Source organism: Streptomyces sp. NPDC003379 (assembly GCF_053589195.1).
Window position 1 is genome coordinate 123,224 of sequence record NZ_JBSFRK010000011.1, and the last position, 18,749, is coordinate 141,972.

Annotated in this window: 6 protein-coding genes; 5 read left to right on the top strand and 1 reads right to left on the bottom strand. The window is 73.4% G+C overall.

Features of this window, described 5'->3' with window-relative positions; all coding sequences use genetic code 11:
• The first annotated feature begins 38 nt into the window (after positions 1 to 38).
• Genes ACWDVB_RS13025 through ACWDVB_RS13035 form a run of 3 tightly spaced genes read left to right on the top strand, consistent with a single transcriptional unit; the run spans position 39 to position 14,274 of the window.
• Complete coding sequence (locus ACWDVB_RS13025; protein WP_451513571.1) at positions 39 to 3,278, top strand: non-ribosomal peptide synthetase; 3,240 nt, start codon at positions 39 to 41, stop codon at positions 3,276 to 3,278.
• Entirely contained in the window at positions 3,275 to 10,261 is a 6,987-nt protein-coding gene (locus tag ACWDVB_RS13030; protein ID WP_451513570.1) for an amino acid adenylation domain-containing protein, read from the top strand. The genes ACWDVB_RS13025 and ACWDVB_RS13030 overlap by 4 nt, the downstream gene beginning before the upstream one ends.
• Positions 10,258 to 14,274: a non-ribosomal peptide synthetase gene (locus ACWDVB_RS13035; RefSeq protein ID WP_451513569.1), complete on the top strand. Its 4,017-nt coding sequence runs from the start codon at positions 10,258 to 10,260 to the stop codon at positions 14,272 to 14,274. Before ACWDVB_RS13030 ends, ACWDVB_RS13035 begins: the two co-directional genes overlap by 4 nt.
• Here the strand turns inward: ACWDVB_RS13035 and ACWDVB_RS13040 are convergent.
• Positions 14,271 to 14,534 (bottom strand): cytochrome P450, encoded by a 264-nt coding sequence (locus ACWDVB_RS13040; protein WP_451513568.1) that lies wholly within the window; start codon positions 14,532 to 14,534, stop codon positions 14,271 to 14,273. The two genes, ACWDVB_RS13035 and ACWDVB_RS13040, sit on opposite strands and share 4 nt — an antisense overlap.
• 943 nt (positions 14,535 to 15,477) lie before the next feature.
• Here ACWDVB_RS13040 and ACWDVB_RS13045 point away from each other — a divergent pair.
• The gene (locus tag ACWDVB_RS13045) at positions 15,478 to 16,644 is read left to right on the top strand and encodes an acyltransferase family protein (protein ID WP_451513567.1); all 1,167 of its coding nucleotides are present in this window, start codon (positions 15,478 to 15,480) and stop codon (positions 16,642 to 16,644) included.
• Between the two features lie 70 nt (positions 16,645 to 16,714).
• The gene (shc, locus tag ACWDVB_RS13050; protein ID WP_451513566.1) at positions 16,715 to 18,700 is read left to right on the top strand and encodes a squalene--hopene cyclase; all 1,986 of its coding nucleotides are present in this window, start codon (positions 16,715 to 16,717) and stop codon (positions 18,698 to 18,700) included.
• Positions 18,701 to 18,749 lie beyond the last annotated feature (49 nt).

Below are 18,749 nucleotides of genomic sequence, written 5' to 3' on the forward strand. Positions count from 1 at the left end.
CACCGCGCCCGCCGCACCGCGAACCAGGGAAGGCCATCGTGCACGACGACCCGGAAATACGACCGACGGCCCACTCGCCACAGACGCCCCGGCTGCCGCTCTCCCACGGCCAGGAAAGACTCTGGTACCTGGAGCAGATCGCCGTCGGCGCCCCCGTCCACCACGTGTCCGCCGCCACCCTCGTCGAGGGCCCACTGGACGCAGGCCGGCTCGCGTCCGCGCTGCGGGACTGTGTCTTCCGCCACGAACTGCTCCGCAGCACCTTCGACGAGCGCGGGGACGGGCCGCGCCGTACCGTCCGCGCCACGGCCGAGGTGCCGCTGCGGCGACTGGACCTCGCGGGCGGGCCCGTGCCCGAGGCGGAGCTGCGCGGTGTGCTCGCCGAGGAGAGCGCCCGGCCCTTCGCCCTCGACCGCGGGCCCGCGATGCGCGCCACCCTGGTCCACACCGGCGAACAGCGGCACGTGCTGCTGCTCACGGCCCACCGCATCGTCGCCGACCGGGCCTCGCTCACCGTGCTGGAGCGTGAACTCGCCCGCACTTACGCGGAGTTGAGCGAGGGCCCGGCGCAGCCCCCGCCCTCGTACACGGACCGGGTGGCCCTGGAGCGGGAGGGCACGGACGAAGGGCTGCCGTACGGGGAGCGGCAGTCGGAGGCGATCCCGCCGCTCGCCCCACCACTCGACCTGCCGCTCGACCGGACCCGGCCGAGGAGGCCGACCCACCGGGCGACGGTCCGCAGGCTGATCATCGACGCCCGGCACGCCGAGGCCCTACGGCTGCTCGCCCGCGAGGAGGACGTACCCGCGTGGGCGGTGCCGGCCGCCGCCTTCGCCGTGCTGCTGGCGCGCTGGACGGGCCGGTACGACGTCGTGTTCGGCACCCCCGTGGACCGTCGCCCGCCGGCGTCCGAGCGGACGGCGTTCGGGCCGTACGAGGATGTGCTCCCGCTGCGGGCCGATCTGACGGGCCGCCCCTCTTTACGGGAAGCGGTCCGTCGTGTCGCGCGCACCCGGGACGAGGCGGAGCCGCACGCCGGAGCCCCCCTCTGCCAGGCGGTCCTCGCCGTGACGGGCACGCGGCGTACGGGCTTCACCGCGGCGGGGCTCACCACGTCCGCGCTCACCCTGGACGACACGACCGTTCCCTACGATCTGCAGTGCACGGTGACCGAGGCCGACGGGCGGGGCGACGTCGAGGCCGAGCTGCGCCTCGCGTCCGACCTCTGGCTGCCGGAGTCGGCCGACCGCATGACGACCGCCTTCCGTACGCTGCTCACCGTCCTCGCCGAGAACCCCGACCGGCGGATCGGGGACATCCCCGTACTGTCGCCCGAGGACCGGGCCCGGATCGACGCCTGGAACGCGACCGACCGTCCGCTGCCCGAACCGGCCACCGTGGACGGGCTGTTCCGCGTGTGGGCGGACCGCACCCCACAAGCCGTCGCCCTCACCGACCGCACCGGGACCTGGACGTACGCGCAGCTCCGGGACCGGGCCGGCCGAGTCGCACGCACCCTGATCGCGGCCGGGGTCACCCAGGACTCCGTCGTCGCCCTGCACATGCGACGCTCCGCCGACCTGGTCACGGGCATGCTCGGCGTGCTCCTCGCCGGCGGCGCACCTCTCGTCCTCGACCCCGGCCACCCCGAGGAACGACTGCGGTCCATGGCCGACGACGCCGAGATCTCGGCCGTCCTCAGCCGCGCCGAACCCCCCGCCTGGCTGCACGGTCCGGGCGTACCCGTACTGCGACTCACCGACGCGGAACACGACGGCGCCGTCGGCCCGCTTCCGCGGTCGCGCTCGCACCCCGTCGGGCTGGCCGCCGTGGTGCACACCTCCGGGTCGACCGGGCGTCCCAAGGCCGTCGGGATACCCCATCGGGCCGTCGTGCGGTTGATCACCGCGACCGACTACGTGTCCATCGGCCCCGGCGACGTCCTGCTGCACCTCGGTGACCCGGCCTTCGACATCACCGCCTTCGAGGTGTGGGGGGCGCTGTGCAACGGCGCACGGGTGGACGTGCTGCCCGGCGACGAACCCCTCGGCCCCGACGAGGTGCTGGCCGCGCTGCGTGAGCTGCGGCCCACGATCGTCGCCCTCACCGGCACGCTCTTCAACCGGGTGGCCGACATCGACCCGACGGCCTTCGGCGGGCTGCGCCATCTCTTCGTCGTCGGAGAGGTGATGGACCCCCGTCGCACGCGTGCGGTGCTCCGCGGCGGCGCGCCGCCCGCGCACCTGCACAACGGCTACGGCCCGAGCGAGAACGCGACGTTCTCCACGACCCACCTGGCGGACCGGCTGGCGGAGGACGCCAGGAGCGTGCCCATCGGCTGCGCCCTCACCAACACCACGCTGCACGTCCTCGACCGAGAGCTGGGCCCCGTGCCGATCGGCGTGACCGGCGAGTTGTACGTCGGCGGGCTCGGGGTCGCCCGGGGCTATCTGGGCCGCCCGGGCCAGACCGCGGAACGCTTCCTGCCGGATCCGTTCGCTCCCCGGCCGGGTGCGCTGATGTACCGCACCGGCGACCTGGTGCGAAGGCTCCCGGACGGGGCGCTGGACTTCCTCGGCCGGGCCGACCAGCAGGTGAAGATCCGCGGCTACCGCATCGAGCCGGGGGAGGTCGAGGCGGCCCTGCTGGCCCGCGAAGACGTGCGCGAGTGCGTCGTGCGCGCCGTCGACGTCGCCGAGGACCGGCGGCTCGTCGCCTACGTCGTCCCCGCGCCGGGGCGTAGGCCGTCCCCGCCGGAGCTGCTCGGCCGGCTCCGGGACCGGCTGCCGTCGCACATGGTGCCCGGCCATGTCGTCCTGCTGGACGCGCTGCCCACGACGCCCAGCGGGAAGATCGACGGACGGGCGCTGCCCGGCATCGCCGAGATCGACGGCGGCCCGCCGGACGCGGACACGGTGCCACCGAGGACGGCGACGGAGCGCGCCCTGTGGGAGATCTGGGCGGACGCCCTGCGCGTGCGGTCCTTCGGGGTGTACGACAGTTTCTTCCTCATCGGCGGTCACTCGCTGCTGGCCTCGGTGGTGCGCGCCTCGATCCGCGAACGGCTCGGCGTGGCCCTGCCGTTGCGGACACTGTTCGACGCGCCGACCCTGGCCGGCCTCGCCGTCGAGGTCGAGCGGGCCACCGACGAGGCGGCGGCCGTACGAGCGTCCGCGGGCGCGGACGACGACCCGGAACAACTCGACGGCCTGGTGGCCGAACTGGAGCGGCTCGCCGGGCCCCGGCGAGCCGAGGGACGAGCGGGGGGAACCGCATGACGCGCACTACCAAGACGGCCGACGCGATCGACGCGGACCTGCGGGCCAGGATCGAACGCCTCCCCGCCGGGCAGCGGGCCCTGCTGCGCCAGCGCCTGTGGGAGAAGGGAGCCCCGACCGGGCTGCCCGCATGGGACGACGACGGCGAGGCCCCCGCGTCCTTCACCCAGCGCCGGATGGCGTTCCTTTCCGGCCTCGACCCGGACAGCGCGGCCTACCACAGTCCCGTCGTGCACCGCCTCACCGGACCGCTGGACGACACCGCCCTCGAAGCCGCCCTCAACGACCTGCTGCGCCACCACGCGGTCCTGCGCACCGTCCTGCCGGTCCGGGACGGCCGCACCGTGCAGCGGGTCCTGCCGCACCGGCATCAGCCGCTGCCCGTCGTCGACCTGACCGCGCTGCCCGGCCACGACCGGCAGGCGGAGGCCGAGCGGCTCGCCCGTGCGGACGCCGAGGAGAGGTTCGACCTGGCCGAGGGACCGCTGGTGCGGTTCCGGCTGCTGCGCCTCGCCGCCGACGACGCGGTCCTGGTGCTCACCTTCCACCACGCGGTCGTCGACGGCTGGTCGCTGGGCGTCCTCCTGAGCGACCTGGGCACCGCGTACGGGGCACGCCTCGACGGGCGGGCACCCGAACCGCCCGCCCCCACGGTGCAGTACGCCGAGTACGCGCGCTGGCAGCACGAGTGGGCCGAAGGCGACGAGGCCGCAGGACAGTTGGACTACTGGGAGCGCAGGCTGGCCGGCGCCCCGGACCCGATGCCGCTGCCCGCCGACCGTCCCCGCCCCGAGCGGCCCGGGGGGCGCGCCGGATCCACCGTGTTCACCGTTCCCGCACCCGTGACCGACGAGTTGCGCAAGGTGGCGGCGCGCACCGGCAGCACCCTGTTCATGGCACTGCTCGCCGCGTTCCAGATCGTGCTCGCCCGGTACGGCGGCCACGACGACGTGGTGGTCGGCACCCCCGTCGCCAACCGGCGCTACCGCGGCTTCCACGATCTGGTCGGCTTCTTCGCCAACTCGGTCCCGCTGCGCTCACGGGTCGCACCGCGGGCGTCCTTCGAGGAGTTCCTCGCCGAGGTCCGCACGACGTGCCTGGAGGCGTACGAGAACCAGGACGTGCCCCTCGACCTGGTCGCCCGGCGGCTGCACCCGGAGCGCGGCCCCGGCCGGAACCCGATCTACCAGGTCAACTTCACCCTCCACAACACGCCACTGCGCCCGGTCCGCACCCTGCCCGGCGGTATCGGTCTCGCCCCGCTGGACCACCTGGACCACGACGCCGCCCGCTTCGACCTCGACCTGAACATCTGGGAGACCGACGCCGGACTGGAGGGCCGGCTCATCCACGCCACGGACCTGTTCGACACGGCCACCGGTGAGCGGCTCGCCCGTTCGCTGGGCGTCCTGCTCGCCGCCGTGGCCGCCGCCCCCGACACGCGGGTCGGTGAACTGCCGCTGCTGACGGACGAGGAGCGCGAGCGGGTCCTGCGCGAGGGCCACGGCGCGACCGCCGCCCGCCCCGAGGACGTACGCGTGGACCGGCTCTTCGCCGAGCGGGCGCGCACCACTCCCGACGCGGTGGCGGTGTCGGCGCCGGGCCGCGCCGACCTCACGTACCTCGATCTCGACCGCCGTGCCAACGGCCTCGCGCACCGGCTGCGCGGCCTCGGCGCCGGTCGCGGCCGCGTCGTCGCGGTGCTGTTGCCCCGCACGCCCGAGGCGGTGGTCGCGCTGCTCGCCGTACTGAAGAGCGGCGCCGCGTACGTGGCGCTCGACCCGGCCTATCCGCCGGCCCGGCGCGGCCACATGCTGCGCGACAGCGGGGCCGTACTGCTGATCACCGAAGCAGGGCCCGGCGACCCGGGCGACCTGGATGTGCCGGACGTCCCGGTCGTCGCGCTGGACCCGGACCGGGTGGCCGAGGAGGCGACCGGGGCCCCGCCCACAGGCGACGGCGGGCCCGACGACCTGATGTACCTGATGTACACCTCCGGCTCGACCGGCGGGCCCAAGGGCGCCATGCTCTCCCACCGCCAGGTCGCCAACTACCTGCTGTGGGCGGTGGAGACGTACCTGCCGCCCGAGGCGGACGGCGCCGTCCCCCTGCACTCCTCGCTCTCCTTCGACCTGACCGTCACGAGCCTGTTCGCCCCGCTCCTTGCCGGCCGGCGCCTGCTGCTCGCCGATGACTCCGGTGTACCCGGTGAGGCCCTGCGCTCCTCGGCCGAGGCGGACACCGGCCTCGCGTTCGTCAAGCTCACCCCCTCGCACCTGAAGATGCTGGAGGGCTCCGCGGCCCCCGCGCGTGCCGGGGCGTGGACCCGCACCCTGGTCGTCGGCGGCGAGGAACTGCACGAGGAGCGGCTCGCGGCCTGGCGCACCGGTTCCGGAGCGCCCCGGATCGTCAACGAGTACGGCCCCACCGAGACCGCCGTGGCCTGCGCCGCGTACGACAGCGCGCACCCGTCCGGCGGCTTCGGCCGGGTGCCGATCGGCAGGCCCGTGCACCACACGCGGCTGTACGTGCTCGACGAGGCGATGAACCCGGTGCCACCGGGCGCGCCCGGAGAGCTGTACGTCGGCGGGGATGGCGTCTGCCACGGCTACTGGAACCGCCCCGGCCCGACGGCGGAGCGTTTCGTTCCCGACCCCTTCGGCGGCGAGCCGGGCGGACGTCTGTACCGGACCGGTGACCGGGTGCGCCGGACGGCCGACGGGGACCTCGAATACCTCGGCCGCCTCGACGACCAGGTGAAGATCCGCGGTCACCGGGTCGAGCCGCAGGAGGTGGCCGCCGCGCTGGCCCGGGACCCGGCGGTCCGGGAGGCCGCCGTGATCGCACACGGCTCCACCCCCGAGTCCCGGCAACTGGTCGCCTTCGTCAGCCCGGACACCGACACCGACGCCGTCGCACCGTCGGACGCGGCGGCCGAGACGGCCTGGGTGGACCACTGGCGGACGCTGTACGAGGACACCTACGGCTGCGCGGAGCGCCCCGCCGACCCGTCGTTTGATCTGACCGGCTGGAACAGCAGCTATACCGGCGAGCCGATGGAGGCCGACGGGATGCGCGAGTGGCTCGACGCCACGGTCGACCGCATACGCGCGCTGCGGCCGCGCCGCGCCCTGGAGATCGGCTGCGGCACCGGCCTCATCCTCGCCAGGACCGCCCCCGACTGCGACTTCTACCAGGGCGTCGACCTGTCCGAGCAGGTCGTCGAACGGCTGCGGCGCGAGGTCGCCGCCACCGTCGACGCCCCCGAGCGGATCGGGCTGCGGGCCGACCCCGCCCATCGCGCGATCCGCCCGGGCGAGACGTACGACACCGTGATCCTGAACTCCGTGGTCCAGTACTTCCCGTCCGTGGACTATTTGCTGGCGGTCCTGGAGCGGGCGATCGACGCGCTGCCCGCCGGTGGCCATGTGTTCCTCGGCGACCTGCGCAACCTCGCCCTCCTGGACGCCTTCCACGCCTCCGTCGCCGCCCACCGGGCGAAGCCGGGCACGCCCGACGCCGTCCTGCGCGGCGAGACCACCTGGGGCGTGGAGACCGAGAACGAACTCTGCCTCGACCCCCGGCTCTTCGGCCAACTGGCCGCACGGTGGCCGCGGGTCGGCCCGGTCAGGGTCCTGCCCAAGCGGGGAACGGCCGACAACGAACTGACCCGGTACCGCTACGACGTCATCCTCACGGTCACCGGCGAGTGCACGGCGCACGACGGCCCCGAGGCCGCGTCACCGCCGGAGCGGGACTGGCAGGCGGAGCACCTGGACGCGGACGCCCTGGGCACGCTGCTCGGCGCCGAGCGCCCCGACCGGCTTGTGCTGCGCGGCATCCCCAACGCCCGGCTGACGGGAGACCTGCGGCTGCTGGCCCGGCTCTCCGGCGCGGCGCCGGACACCGTACGACCGGGCGTCGACCCGGAGGAGCTGTGCCGCCTCGCCGGGCACCACGGGTACGACGCCGAACCGAGCTGGGCCGAGGGACGGCCCGACGGCTCCTACGACCTGCTGCTGCACCGCCGCGGAACGCCCCCGACGGTGCCGCCACCGGTGGTCACCACCACGGAACCGCACAGGCTCGCGACCGCACCGCTCTGGCGCCCCGCGGCGCTCGCCGCACTGCCCGGGATCGAGTCCCGGCTCGCCGAACGGCTGCCCGGCCCCCTGCTTCCCTCCCGGTACGTCGTCCTGCGCCGGATCCCGCTCAACGCCAACGGCAAAGTCGATCGCGCCGCGCTCACCGACCTGCCGCTGACCACCGAGAACCCCGAGAACACGGACGCCACCGGGGCGCCCGAAGCGCGGCCGGAGGCCACGCTCACGCCCACCCAACACCGGATGGCCGCCATCTGGAGCGAACTGCTCGGCCGCGACGGCATCCGCGCCGAGGACGACTTCTTCGACCTCGGCGGGCACTCCCTGCTCACCTTCCGGCTCGTGTTCCGGCTGCGGGAGGAGTTCGAGGTGGAGGTGCCGATCCGCGGGCCGTTCGACGCCTCGACCCTCGGTGCGCTGGCCGCCCTCGTCGACGGCCTGACCGCCGAGAAGAACGGGCCCGTGCTGCCCGCCCTGGTCCCCGCCGAACGGGACGGGGCCGTACCGGCCTCCTTCGCCCAGGAACGCCTGTGGTTCCTCCACCAGATGGACCCGGACACCGCCCAGTACAACTTCCCGGTCTTCGTCCGGCTGACGGGCGAACTCGACATCGGCGCGCTGCGCCGGGCGGTGGCGGAGATCGTACGTCGGCACGAGGTGCTCAGGACCGTGATCACCGTCCGTGACGGGCAGCCGTTCCAGACCGTACTGCCCGCCGAGCCACCCGCGCTGCCGCTCACCGACCTGACGTCGTACCCGCCGGAGCGGCGGGAGACGGAGGCGCGGCGGCTGGCGAAGGAGCAGTACGCCGAGGCTTTCGACCTGGCCACCGGGCCCGTACTGCGGGCCGGGCTGCTCCGACTCGGCCCGGTGGACCACGTACTGCTGCTGACGGCCCATCACATGACGGTGGACGGCTGGTCGGCCGCCGTCCTCCGTGACGAACTGGCCGAGCTGTACGCGGCGGACCGTGAGCGGCGCTCGCCCCGACTGGCCGAACTGGTCGTGCAGTACGCGGACTACGCGGTCTGGCAGCGCCGGCTCGCGGAGGCCGGCCACTTCGACCGGCTGGTGGAGCACTGGACCGCACGCCTGAGCGGCATCCTCGACCTGCCGGGGCTGCCCCTGGACCGGCCGCGCCCGGCGCACCCCGAACACCGGGGCGAGAGCCTGCGCTTCCGCATCCCGGCCCCGGCCGCGGACGGGGTGCGCGCGCTGTGCCGGGAGGAGGACAGCACCCTGTTCATGGCGCTGCTCGCCGCGCTGTTCGCCGTGGTGAACCGGCAGACGGGGGAGACAGATCTCGTGGTGGGCTCGGACGTCGCAGGACGCTCCGACAGCAGGACCGAACCGCTGATCGGCTTCTTCGTCAACCAGATCGTCCTGCGCGCCGATCTCACCGGCGCCCCGACCTGGCGCGACCTGCTGGGCCGCACCAAGGAAGTGGCGCTGGACGCCTACGCGCACCAGGACCTGCCGTTCGAGGAGGTCGTCAAGGCCCTCAGCCCGCCCCGTACCCGCAACCAGAGCCCGCTGTTCCAGATCAAGCTGGTGCTCAACAACAACCGGCGGGCCGCCGACGCCATGGCCGGCCTGCGGCTGAGCCCCTTCCAGGTGGACCTCATCGACACCAGCCGCTTCGACATCACCCTCGTCCTGGAAGAGGACGACGACGGGATCGCCGGGTTCCTCAACTACGACCCCGACCTCTTCGACGCGTCGACCATGGAGGAACTGCGCGAGCGGTACGTCACGCTGGTCGCCGACATGGCCGCCCGACCGGACGCCTCGATCGCCGAAGCACCCCTGCCCACGACGGCCCGGCCGACCCGCCCGGCCCGCTCCGCGTCGGGACGGTCCGGGCGGCGAGGCCCCGGTGCCCTGCGCGGGATCAAGCCCACCAAGGTCGCCGTGGCCTCGGACGACGTGGTCGTACGGGAGCCGCTGCGGGACGGAGCCGACCTGCCGCTCGTGCTGCGGCCGGCCCGCCCCGACGTCGACCCGGTGGCCTGGGCCCGCGCGCACCGCACCCGGCTCGACGCCGATCTGGAACGGCACGGCGCCCTGCTGTTCCGGGGCTTCGGCATCACCGACCCGGACGCCCTGGAACGCTTCGCCTCCGTCTTCGTCGACGACCTCTTCGGCGAGAACGGCGAGCACCCGCGCGCCGCACTCGGCGGCAACATCTACACGCCGGTGTTCTTCCCGCCGGAGGAGAAGCTGCTCTGGCACAACGAGAACTCCTTCAACGACGAGGGCCCCACCCGCATCTGGTTCTGCTGCGCCCGCCCGGCCGACTCCGGCGGCGAGACACCCGTGGTCGACAGCCGCGCCGTCCACCGCGCGCTCGACCCGGCGCTGCGCGAGGAGTTCACCGCCAAGGGGGTCATGTACGTCCGCAACTACGGCACCGGGCTCGGGCTCGACTGGCGGGACGTCTTCCGGACCGGGGACCGGGCCGAGGCCGAGGCCCGCTGCGCCCGGCAGGGACTGCGCTACGAGTGGTACGGCGACCGGCTGCGCACCACCGCCGTACGGCCCGCCGTGCTGCGCCATCCGCGCACCGGCGAGTGGTCCTGGTTCAACCAGGCGCAGCACTGGCACACCGCGTGCCTCTCCACCGAGGCACGGGAATCACTGCTGTCCACCATGGCCCCGGAGGAACTCCCGCGCGGCTGCCGGTTCGGCGACGGCACCGCGATACCCGACGGGGCGATGCACGAGATCCTGCGGGTCTACCAGGAGCTGGAGGTCTCCTTCCCCTGGGAGCGCGGTGACGTGATGCTGCTGGACAACATCCTCGCCGCCCACGCCCGCAACCCTTTCCGCGGCGAACGCGAACTCCTCGTCGCCATGGGCGGCATGGTGAGCTACCGGTGACGGCGGAGACGGAGCAGGCGCGGCAGGCTCGGCAGGTGGAGGGGTTCCGGCTGTCGTTCCAGCAGCAGCGGCTGTGGGAGCTGGCCGAACTCGGCGTGCCGTCCTGGGCGCAGGCGCTCGTCACCATCGACGGCGAACTGGACACGGACCGGCTCACGTCCGCGCTGCACGACACGGTGGCCCGGCACGAAATCCTCCGCTCCGTCTACCGGCGGGTGCCGGGCACCCGCACCGCGCTGCTCGTCGTCCACGACGCGGACCGTCCGGGCCCGTCCTGGTTTTACGAGGAGCTGGAGCACCTGGACGAGACGGCGCGCGCGCACAGGATCGACGAGGAGTCCCGCGCCCGGCGAGAGCTGCCCCACGGCGGTCCTGACGACCCGGTGCTGAGGGCGGCCCTCTTCACCCTAGGCCCCCGCCGACACGCCCTGCTGCTCACCACCACCGCCCTGGCCGCCGACGGCCACACGCTGCGACTGCTCGTCGACGAACTGGCCGAACGGTACGCGGGCACACCGCCCACCGACGAGGTGCTCCAGTACAGCCAGTTCGCCGAGTGGCAGCATCAGGAGTTCGGCGAGTTCGGCGAGTTCAGCGGGTTCGGTGAGGAGCCACCACACCCCGCACCCGGCGGCTCCGCCCCGCGGCTGTCCCTGCCGCTGCGCCGGCTTGTCGGCTCCGGCCGACCGGAGCGCCGCACCGTCACCGCGCCCCTGCCGGACGGCATCACGGCCGCCGTCCACGACTACGCGCTGCGGCGTCGCGTGCGGCCGGGGGCCGTGCTGCTCGCCTGCTGGCAGACGCTGCTGGCCAGGATCGGCGGACAGCCCGACATCACCGTCGACGTGCTGCTCGACGGGCGGGAGTTCGAGGAGACGGCCACCGCCATCGGCCACTTCGCGCAGTGGGCCGAGGTCACCGCGCGGATCGACCCCGGCCTGGTCCTCGACGCCCTCGCCGCCCGCGCGGAACGCGCCCTGTCCGACGCCGAGGAGGCCCAGCAGGACACCCCCTGCTCCGGTGCCGCGGAGCGGGCGGGGCGCGACATCGGCTTCGTCTGCGCGGACACGTCGGCACCGCGGTGCGCCGACGGCGTCACCTACGCCGTGGCCTGGGACGACGTCGAGACCGAGTCCCACGCCCTGCGGCTGGCCTGCGCCCTGGGCGCGACGGAGGGCCGCACGACCTGGCACTACGACGGCCGTCAGTTCGACGACGCCTATGTCCGGGTGGTCGCCGACCAGTACGCCACACTGCTCGCCGAGTTGCTGGCCGCGCCCGCTACCCCCGTGCGCGAGGCGCACCTGCCTCCCGCGGCCGGTGCCGCCCGGACGCGGGACCACCTTCCGGCCCCGGCGGAGGGCCACTGCCTGCACGGCCTCGTCGAACGGCAGGCCCGACGCTCCCCGGACGCCCTCGCCGTCGTGGCCGGTACCGAGCGGCTGACCTTCCGGGAACTCGACGCGCGGGCGACCCGGTGGAGCGAAGCGCTGCGCGCCCGGGGCGTCCGCGTCGAAACCCCGGTGGCCGTGCGGGCGGCCCCCTCGGCCGCGCTAATCGTGGCGCTGCTGGCCGTGCTCAAGGCAGGCGGGGCGTATGTGCCGCTAGATCCGCGGCTCCCGCCTCTACGGACACGGGAACTCCTGGAACGGGCCGGATGCCGCATGCTGCTCACCGATCGGCCGGACGAGGCGGTGACGGCCGAGGGCGTCGCGTGCGTCGACCTGCGCGACCTGCCGCCGCCCGCGGCTACGGACGCGGAAGCCGAACCCGGACGGCTGTGCGAGGCAGGGCCGGACCACCTCGCGTACATCATGTTCACCTCCGGCTCCTCCGGGACGCCGAAAGGGGTGATGCTGCCCCACCGGGCCGTGTGCGACTACCTGCTGTGGAGTGCTCGGACGTACGTCGCCTCAGACGCCGTAGATGAGGACGGTGAGGGCGGTGAGGGCGGGGCGATGGCGCACTCCTCGATCGGCTTCGACCTCACCGTGACGAGTCTGTTCCTGCCGCTGGTCACCGGCCGTCCCGTCCTCCTCGACCCCGCCTGGCGGGACGCCCTCGCCCTCTCCGCGGACCTGGCCGACCGGACCGGCCTGGACCTGCTCAAGCTGACCCCGTCACACCTGAAGGTGATCAACCAGTCCGTGGAGCCGGGGGACTTGGCCGGCACCACCGGCGCCCTCGTCCTCGGCGGTGAGGCCCTGGACAGGGGTGCGGTCGACATCTGGACCGCCCACGCCCCGGGAACGAGGATCTTCAACGAGTACGGGCCGACCGAGACCGCCGTCGGCGTGTGCGTGCACGAGGTGGACGCCCACGACGGCCCCGGCCCCGTGCCCATCGGCCGGCCCATGGACCACGCCGAGATCCTCGTCCTGGACGAGGACCTCACCCCCGTGCCGGTGGGCGTGCCGGGTGAGATCCACATCGGCGGCACGAGCCTCGCCCGCGGATACCTGGGCGCCCCCGCCGCCACCGCCGAACGGTTCATACCGCACCCTTTCTCGCCGGAACCCGGCCGCCGTCTGTACCGCTCGGGCGACCTGGCCTGCGTCGGTCCGGACGGCCTGATCCGGTATCTGGGGCGGGTGGACGACCAGATCAAGGTCAACGGAGTACGGGTGGAGCCCGAGGAGATCCGGGCCGCGCTGCTGCGGCACCCCGCCGTGCGGGACGCCGCCGTCGTCCTGGTCGCGGACGAGGAACGCGGCGACCACCTGGCCGCCTGTGTCGTCGCCGACGACGTCCACGCCACAACCGCGCGGGCCCTGCGTGACCACCTGGACGAGCGGCTGCCGTCCCCACTGGTGCCGGCCACCTATGCCAGGACCGAGGCGCTACCCCTCACACCGAACGGCAAGGTGGACCAGGCCGCGGTGCGGTCACTCGTCCAGGCCGACGGCACCGGGTCTCCCGTCTCGTCGGTGGGTCGGGCGGGCCCGCCGACGGCCGACCCGGTGGAGGCCGCAGTGGCCCGGGTCTTCGAGGAACTGCTCGGAGTCGCCCCCGTCGGCGCGGAGGACGACTTCTTCGAACTCGGCGGCCACTCCCTGCTGGCCGTGCGGCTGATCGCCCGGCTCAACGAGGAGTTCCACGCCAGGCTCCCGGTCCCCGTCCTGTTCTCGGAGCCGGAGCCGGGGTCGGACACGTGGTCGGGGACGGCCCACGAGGTGAGGCGGCCCGGGAGGGCGGCCACGCCGAGGCACCTGGCCCGGCTGCTCAAGGCGGGCAACGCCGCTCAGCCCGCCCTGCCTGCCTTTCCCGCCCTCCCTGACGACATCGTGGCGCTGCGGCCCCGGGGCGAGGGCACCCCTCTGTTCTGCGTCCACCCGGCGGGCGGCGAGGCCATCGGCTTCCGCCACCTCGCCGCCTGCCACGAGCTGCGCGGCCCGCTGTACGCCCTCCAGACGTCGTCGGAAGGCGCCGACCACGAGGACCGGAGCGTCGAGGCGCTGGCCGCCCGCTACCTGGCGGCCGTACGCGCGGTGGCGCCGACCGGCCCGTATCGGCTGCTGGGCTGGTCCATGGGCGGCCTGGTGGCCTTCGAAATGGCCCGGCTGCTCGAACTGCGGGGCGAGCGCGCGGACATGGTCTTCCTCGTCGAGAGCTACCTCTCCGCACAGCTTTCGGAGTTCGACGAGGACGCCGACCGGGACGACGACCGGGAGGAGTCGGGCCCCATGGTGGCGGAGGAGGACCTGAGCGCCGCCGAGCTGCTCCGGCTGGACCTCCGACGGCACACCAACCGCGTCCATCTGCGGGCCGCCCGGGCCTACCACCCGTCGCGGTACGCGGGCCCGGTCGCACTCGTCCAGGCCGAGAAACAGGACGAGGACTTCCGGCGCGCCGCGATCCGCTCCTGGTCCCGTGTCTGCGCCCCCGCCCGGCTGACCCACCACGTCCTGGAAGGAGACCACCTGACCCTGTTCGAGCCGCCGTACGTCACCGAACTCGCCCGCCTGATCGACCGTGCCTCGGTCAGAACCGCGGACCTGGTCCGGGACAACTAACGGCCCTTGGGGGTGTAGCGCACCGGAAGGGGATCGTGTGAGGCCGCGGAGAGGACGATGAGCACCTTCTCGCCGGCCGCGACGGTGGCGTCCCCCAACTCCACCGGTTCCGCGGCGTACCGCAGGGTGCACTCCTTCACCGGGCCGTCGTAGCGCAGCGTCTCCTCGACCGCGCCTTCGACGAGCGAGGGGTCGGCGCGCAGCGCGGCCGGCTGGCCGGGGTTGCGCAGCAGGGCGCAGACAGTTGTTGAGCAGCTCACCGGGGGAGAGCCGGTCGCCGTCGGTGGTGTGGGCCAGCGTGCTCAGCAGGTCGTCTTCGCCGGCACTGCGACGCTCCGTCTCGACGAGGGAGCTGAGGTATTCGATGATGGCCCGGGCCGCGGCGGCCCCCACCTCAAGGCTGGTGGCGGCGACGATCTCGGCCGCCCAGCGGCGGAACCGCTCGCGGTCCTCGACGGGCACGCCGAGGAGGCCGCAGATGACGGCGGAGGGCAGTGGCACGGCGTAGGACCGGACGAGGTCGGCTCGGCCGAGCGGCGCGATCGCGTCGAGCAGTTCGTCGGCGATCCGCTGGATGCCGGGGCGCATCGCGCGGACGTGACGGACGGTGAAGTGCGTGGTGACCAGTCCGCGCAACCGAGTGTGCTCAGGCGGGGAACTGTGCAGCATGCTCGCGCACAGGGCGCTCACGTCGCTCTCCTCGCCGTGCCCGGTGCCGTCACCGCCACCGTCGGCGGCGGGGGCCGGGGGGAGTACCGGGGTGGTGCGCAGACGTGGGTCCGCCAGCGCCGCGCGTGCCTCCTCGTACCCGACAACCGCCCACACCTTCCCATGGGCCGAGGTGCTCACCCGGTGTACCGGGCCCTGCCGCCGCAGATGGGCGTAGACCGGGTACGGGTCGGAGTCGAAGTCCGTACCGGGTGGCGCGAGGGCTTCCAGGCTCGGCGCTGCCATCGGGGCGTTCCCTTCTCCTGCGGCGAGAGTGGTGGGGCAAGGCGCGGCGGGAGACGCGGCGGACCGGACGCTATCGGCCCCGGCCGACGGCACGCACGGTGCGCGCCCTCCGGCCCGGCGCCGGATCAGCCGTTCGGCGGCGCCGCCCACCCCGATCCGGTGTGCCCTCCCGCGGGTCGGAGCGGTGCGGCGGGCGCCGGGCAGGACGGTGGACCGTGGACAGGTACCTCAAGGACACCAGGGAGCAGCATGGCATCGTCCCCGCCGGTGACGTTCGCGCGGCTGCCCTCCCTGACCGGACTGCGCTTCGTCGCCGCCTTCGGGGTCTTCGTCTGCCACGTGACCTTTTTGGAAACCGCGCGTCGAGGCGGCTCGCCGTCCCCGTTCCTCTTTCTGCTGGGCCCGGTCGGCGTCTCGCTCTTCTTCGTCCTCAGCGGTTTCGTGCTGACCTGTTCGGCGCGGAAGACGGACACGGCCCGGGCCTTCTGGCGTCGGCGGATCGTCAAGATCTACCCGAATCATCTGGTCGTCTGGGCATGCTTCATGGTGCTCATGCGGGGCGTCGGGCTTCCGCGTACCACCGTGGACTCCATGGCCGCCCCCACGGTGCTGGGCGACCTGGCCAACGCGCTCCTTGTGAGCAGCTTGATCCCGCTTCCGCAGATCGCTCTGGCGGGCAACGCGGTCACCTGGTCGCTCACCTGTGAACTGCTGTTCTACTTGCTCTTTCCGGTGTTGTTGCCGCTGGTCAAAAAAGTCCGTCGGGAGCGGCTGCCAGTCGCGGTCGCGGCCTCCGTGGCGGCGGTCTGGGCGGTCCCGCTGGTCTCCCTCGGCTTCGGCGGGCCCCTGGTCGCCCAGGGGTATCTGCCCGGGGACATCACAGGACCGCAGATGCTGTTCGTCTATATGTTCCCGCCGTGCCGAGTGCCGGAATTCCTCCTGGGAATGTTCCTCGCCAGGATGCACATGAGCGGGTTCACCGTCCGCGTCGGCGCGGTGCAGGCGGCCTGCTTGCTGTGTGCGGCTCTGTACATCGGCATCGTGGTGCTGCCGTCGCCGTTCCTGCTCGCCGCCGTCACGGTCGCCCCCGTCGCCCTGCTGGTCCGGGCGGTGGCGGCACTGGACATCAGCGGCGGGGCATCGCCGCTGCGGCTGCCGGGCATGGTGCTTCTCGGTGAGGTGTCGTACGCCTTCTACCTGCTGCACGCAACGGTGATCGCGGCTGTCCTGCACTACTCGGCCGGAACATGGGGGCTGGGCTGGACCGCCTGCGTCTCGCTCACCCTCGCGCTGACCGGATCCTGGCTGCTGTACACGCTGGTCGAACGCCCTTGCGTGCACCGCTTCTCCTCCGGTCGGCGGCATGCCGACACGGTTCGTCCCGTGGCCGCGGACGCCGCGGGCAAAGGGGGATGAAATCGCGCGATACGGATAGCAAAAGGGTAGAAAGGTAGCAGCCCTTTCTCAGCCTGGCAGCGACGAGGAGATGTCCGTGACCGCGGAGGAACAGTTGTCGGGACCATGCCTCCCAGCCGTGGACGTGGACATGGACGTGGAGGCGCTGGCCGCGCAGTGCACCGCCCGCGCCGTGACCCATCTGCTGTCCCGGCAGAGCCCGGAGGGCTGGTGGAAAGGCGACTTCGAGACCAACGTGACCATGGAGACGGAGGATCTGCTGCTGCGCGAGTTCCTCGGCATCCGTACCGACGAGCAGACCCGGGCCACCGCGGCGTGGGTCCGCGCCAAACAGCGGCCGGACGGCACGTGGTCCACCCACCCCGGCGGCGCGAGCGACCTCTCCACGACGGTCGAGGGCTACATCACCCTGCGCCTCGCCGGGGACGAGCCGCACGAGCCGCACATGGCCGCGGCGTCGGCCTGGGTGCGCGAGCACGGCGGGGTGGCGCGTACCAGGGTGTTCACCCGCATCTGGCTGGCGCTGTTCGGCTGGGGACGCTGGGAGGACCTGCCCGACCTCCCACCGGAGATGATCTTCCTGCCCAAGTGGGCGCCGCTGAACATCTACGAGTTCAGCTGCTGGGCCCGGCAGACCATCGTCCCCCTGGCGATCGTCTGCGCCCATCGTCCGAAGGCCCCCGCACCGTTCTCCATCGACGAGCTGTACGTCGACCCGGCCCGCCCCGACTTCCCGCGTCCGGACAGACCGTCGACGTACTGGGACCGCGTGTTCCGCCGCCTGGACGGCGCACTGCACCGGTGGCGCAGGGTCGTCCCGCGCCCACTGCGCCGCGCGGCGATCCGGGCCGCGGCCGCCTGGATCATCGAACGCCAGGAGGCGGACGGCTGCTTCAACGGCATCCAGCCGCCCCTGGTCTACTCGATCATCGCCCTGCGGCTGTGCGGTTACGACCTCGGCCACCCGGTGCTGCGCGCCGCGCTGAAAGCCAGCGAGGCGTTCACCGTGCACACTCCCGACGGCCGGCGCTGGGTGGAGTCCTGCCAGTCCCCGGTGTGGGACACCTGCCTGGCCGTCACCGCGCTGCTCGACGCCGGTGTCGCCCCGGACGCCCCGGCCGTGGTGGGGGCCACCGACTGGCTCCTGGCCAAGGAGGTCCGGGTGAAGGGCGACTGGTCCGTACGGCGCCCCCGACTGGCCCCCGGCGGCTGGGCGTTCGGCTTCCACAACCGCAACTACCCCGACATCGACGACACCGCCGAAGTCGTCCTCGCCCTGAACCGGGTCCGGCACCCACGGCCCGAGGCCGTCGACGCGGCGGTGCGCCGGGCCGTGGACTGGAACCTGGGCATGCAGTCGAAGAACGGTGCCTGGGCGGCGTACGACGTCGACAACGACAGCAACTGGGTCAGCCGGCTGCCGTTCTGCGACTTCGGCGAGGTCACCGACCCGCCGTCGGCCGACGTCACCGCACACGTCATCGAAATGCTGGCGGCCACCGGCCGGGCCGCTCACCCGGCCGCCCGCCGCGGCCTCGACTGGCTGCTGCGCCACCAGGAGAGCGACGGCTCCTGGTACGGCCGCTGGGGGGTGAACCACGTATACGGCACGGGCGCGGTCATCCCCGCCCTCATCGCCGCGGGACTGCCCGCCGAGCACCGCGCCGTCCGGCGTGGCGTGCGCTGGCTGGAGGCGCACGCCAACCCCGACGGAGGATGGGGCGAGCGCTGGGAGTCCTACACCGATCCGGCCTGGCGGGGCCGGGGGCCGTCCACGGCCTCCCAGACCGCGTGGGCGCTGCTCGGCCTCATCGCCGCCGGGCGACGCGACACCCCGGCGGTCACGGCGGGCATCCGCTGGCTGGCCCGCACCCAGCGCGAGGACGGCTCCTGGGACGAACCGGAGTACACCGGAACCGGTTTCCCCGGCGACCTGCCGCTGAACTACCACCTGTACCGGCTGCTCTTCCCGCTGAGCGCACTCGGTCGTTACCTGAGCCCCGACGCGAACGGAGCGGACATGGGGACAGCCCCCCGTACGACCGACCAGGCGTGACGCAGCAAGGACCTCCCTCGAACCCACCCACGAGAAGGATGCCCACGCG

Excerpts from the sequence above, each read along its gene's own strand:
- ACWDVB_RS13030 (WP_451513570.1), top strand. The coding sequence starts at position 3,275 with ATGACGCGCACTACCAAGACGGCCGACGCGATCGACGCGGACCTGCGG.
- ACWDVB_RS13045 (WP_451513567.1), top strand. The coding sequence starts at position 15,478 with ATGGCATCGTCCCCGCCGGTGACGTTCGCGCGGCTGCCCTCCCTGACC.
- shc (WP_451513566.1), top strand. The coding sequence starts at position 16,715 with ATGTCCGTGACCGCGGAGGAACAGTTGTCGGGACCATGCCTCCCAGCC.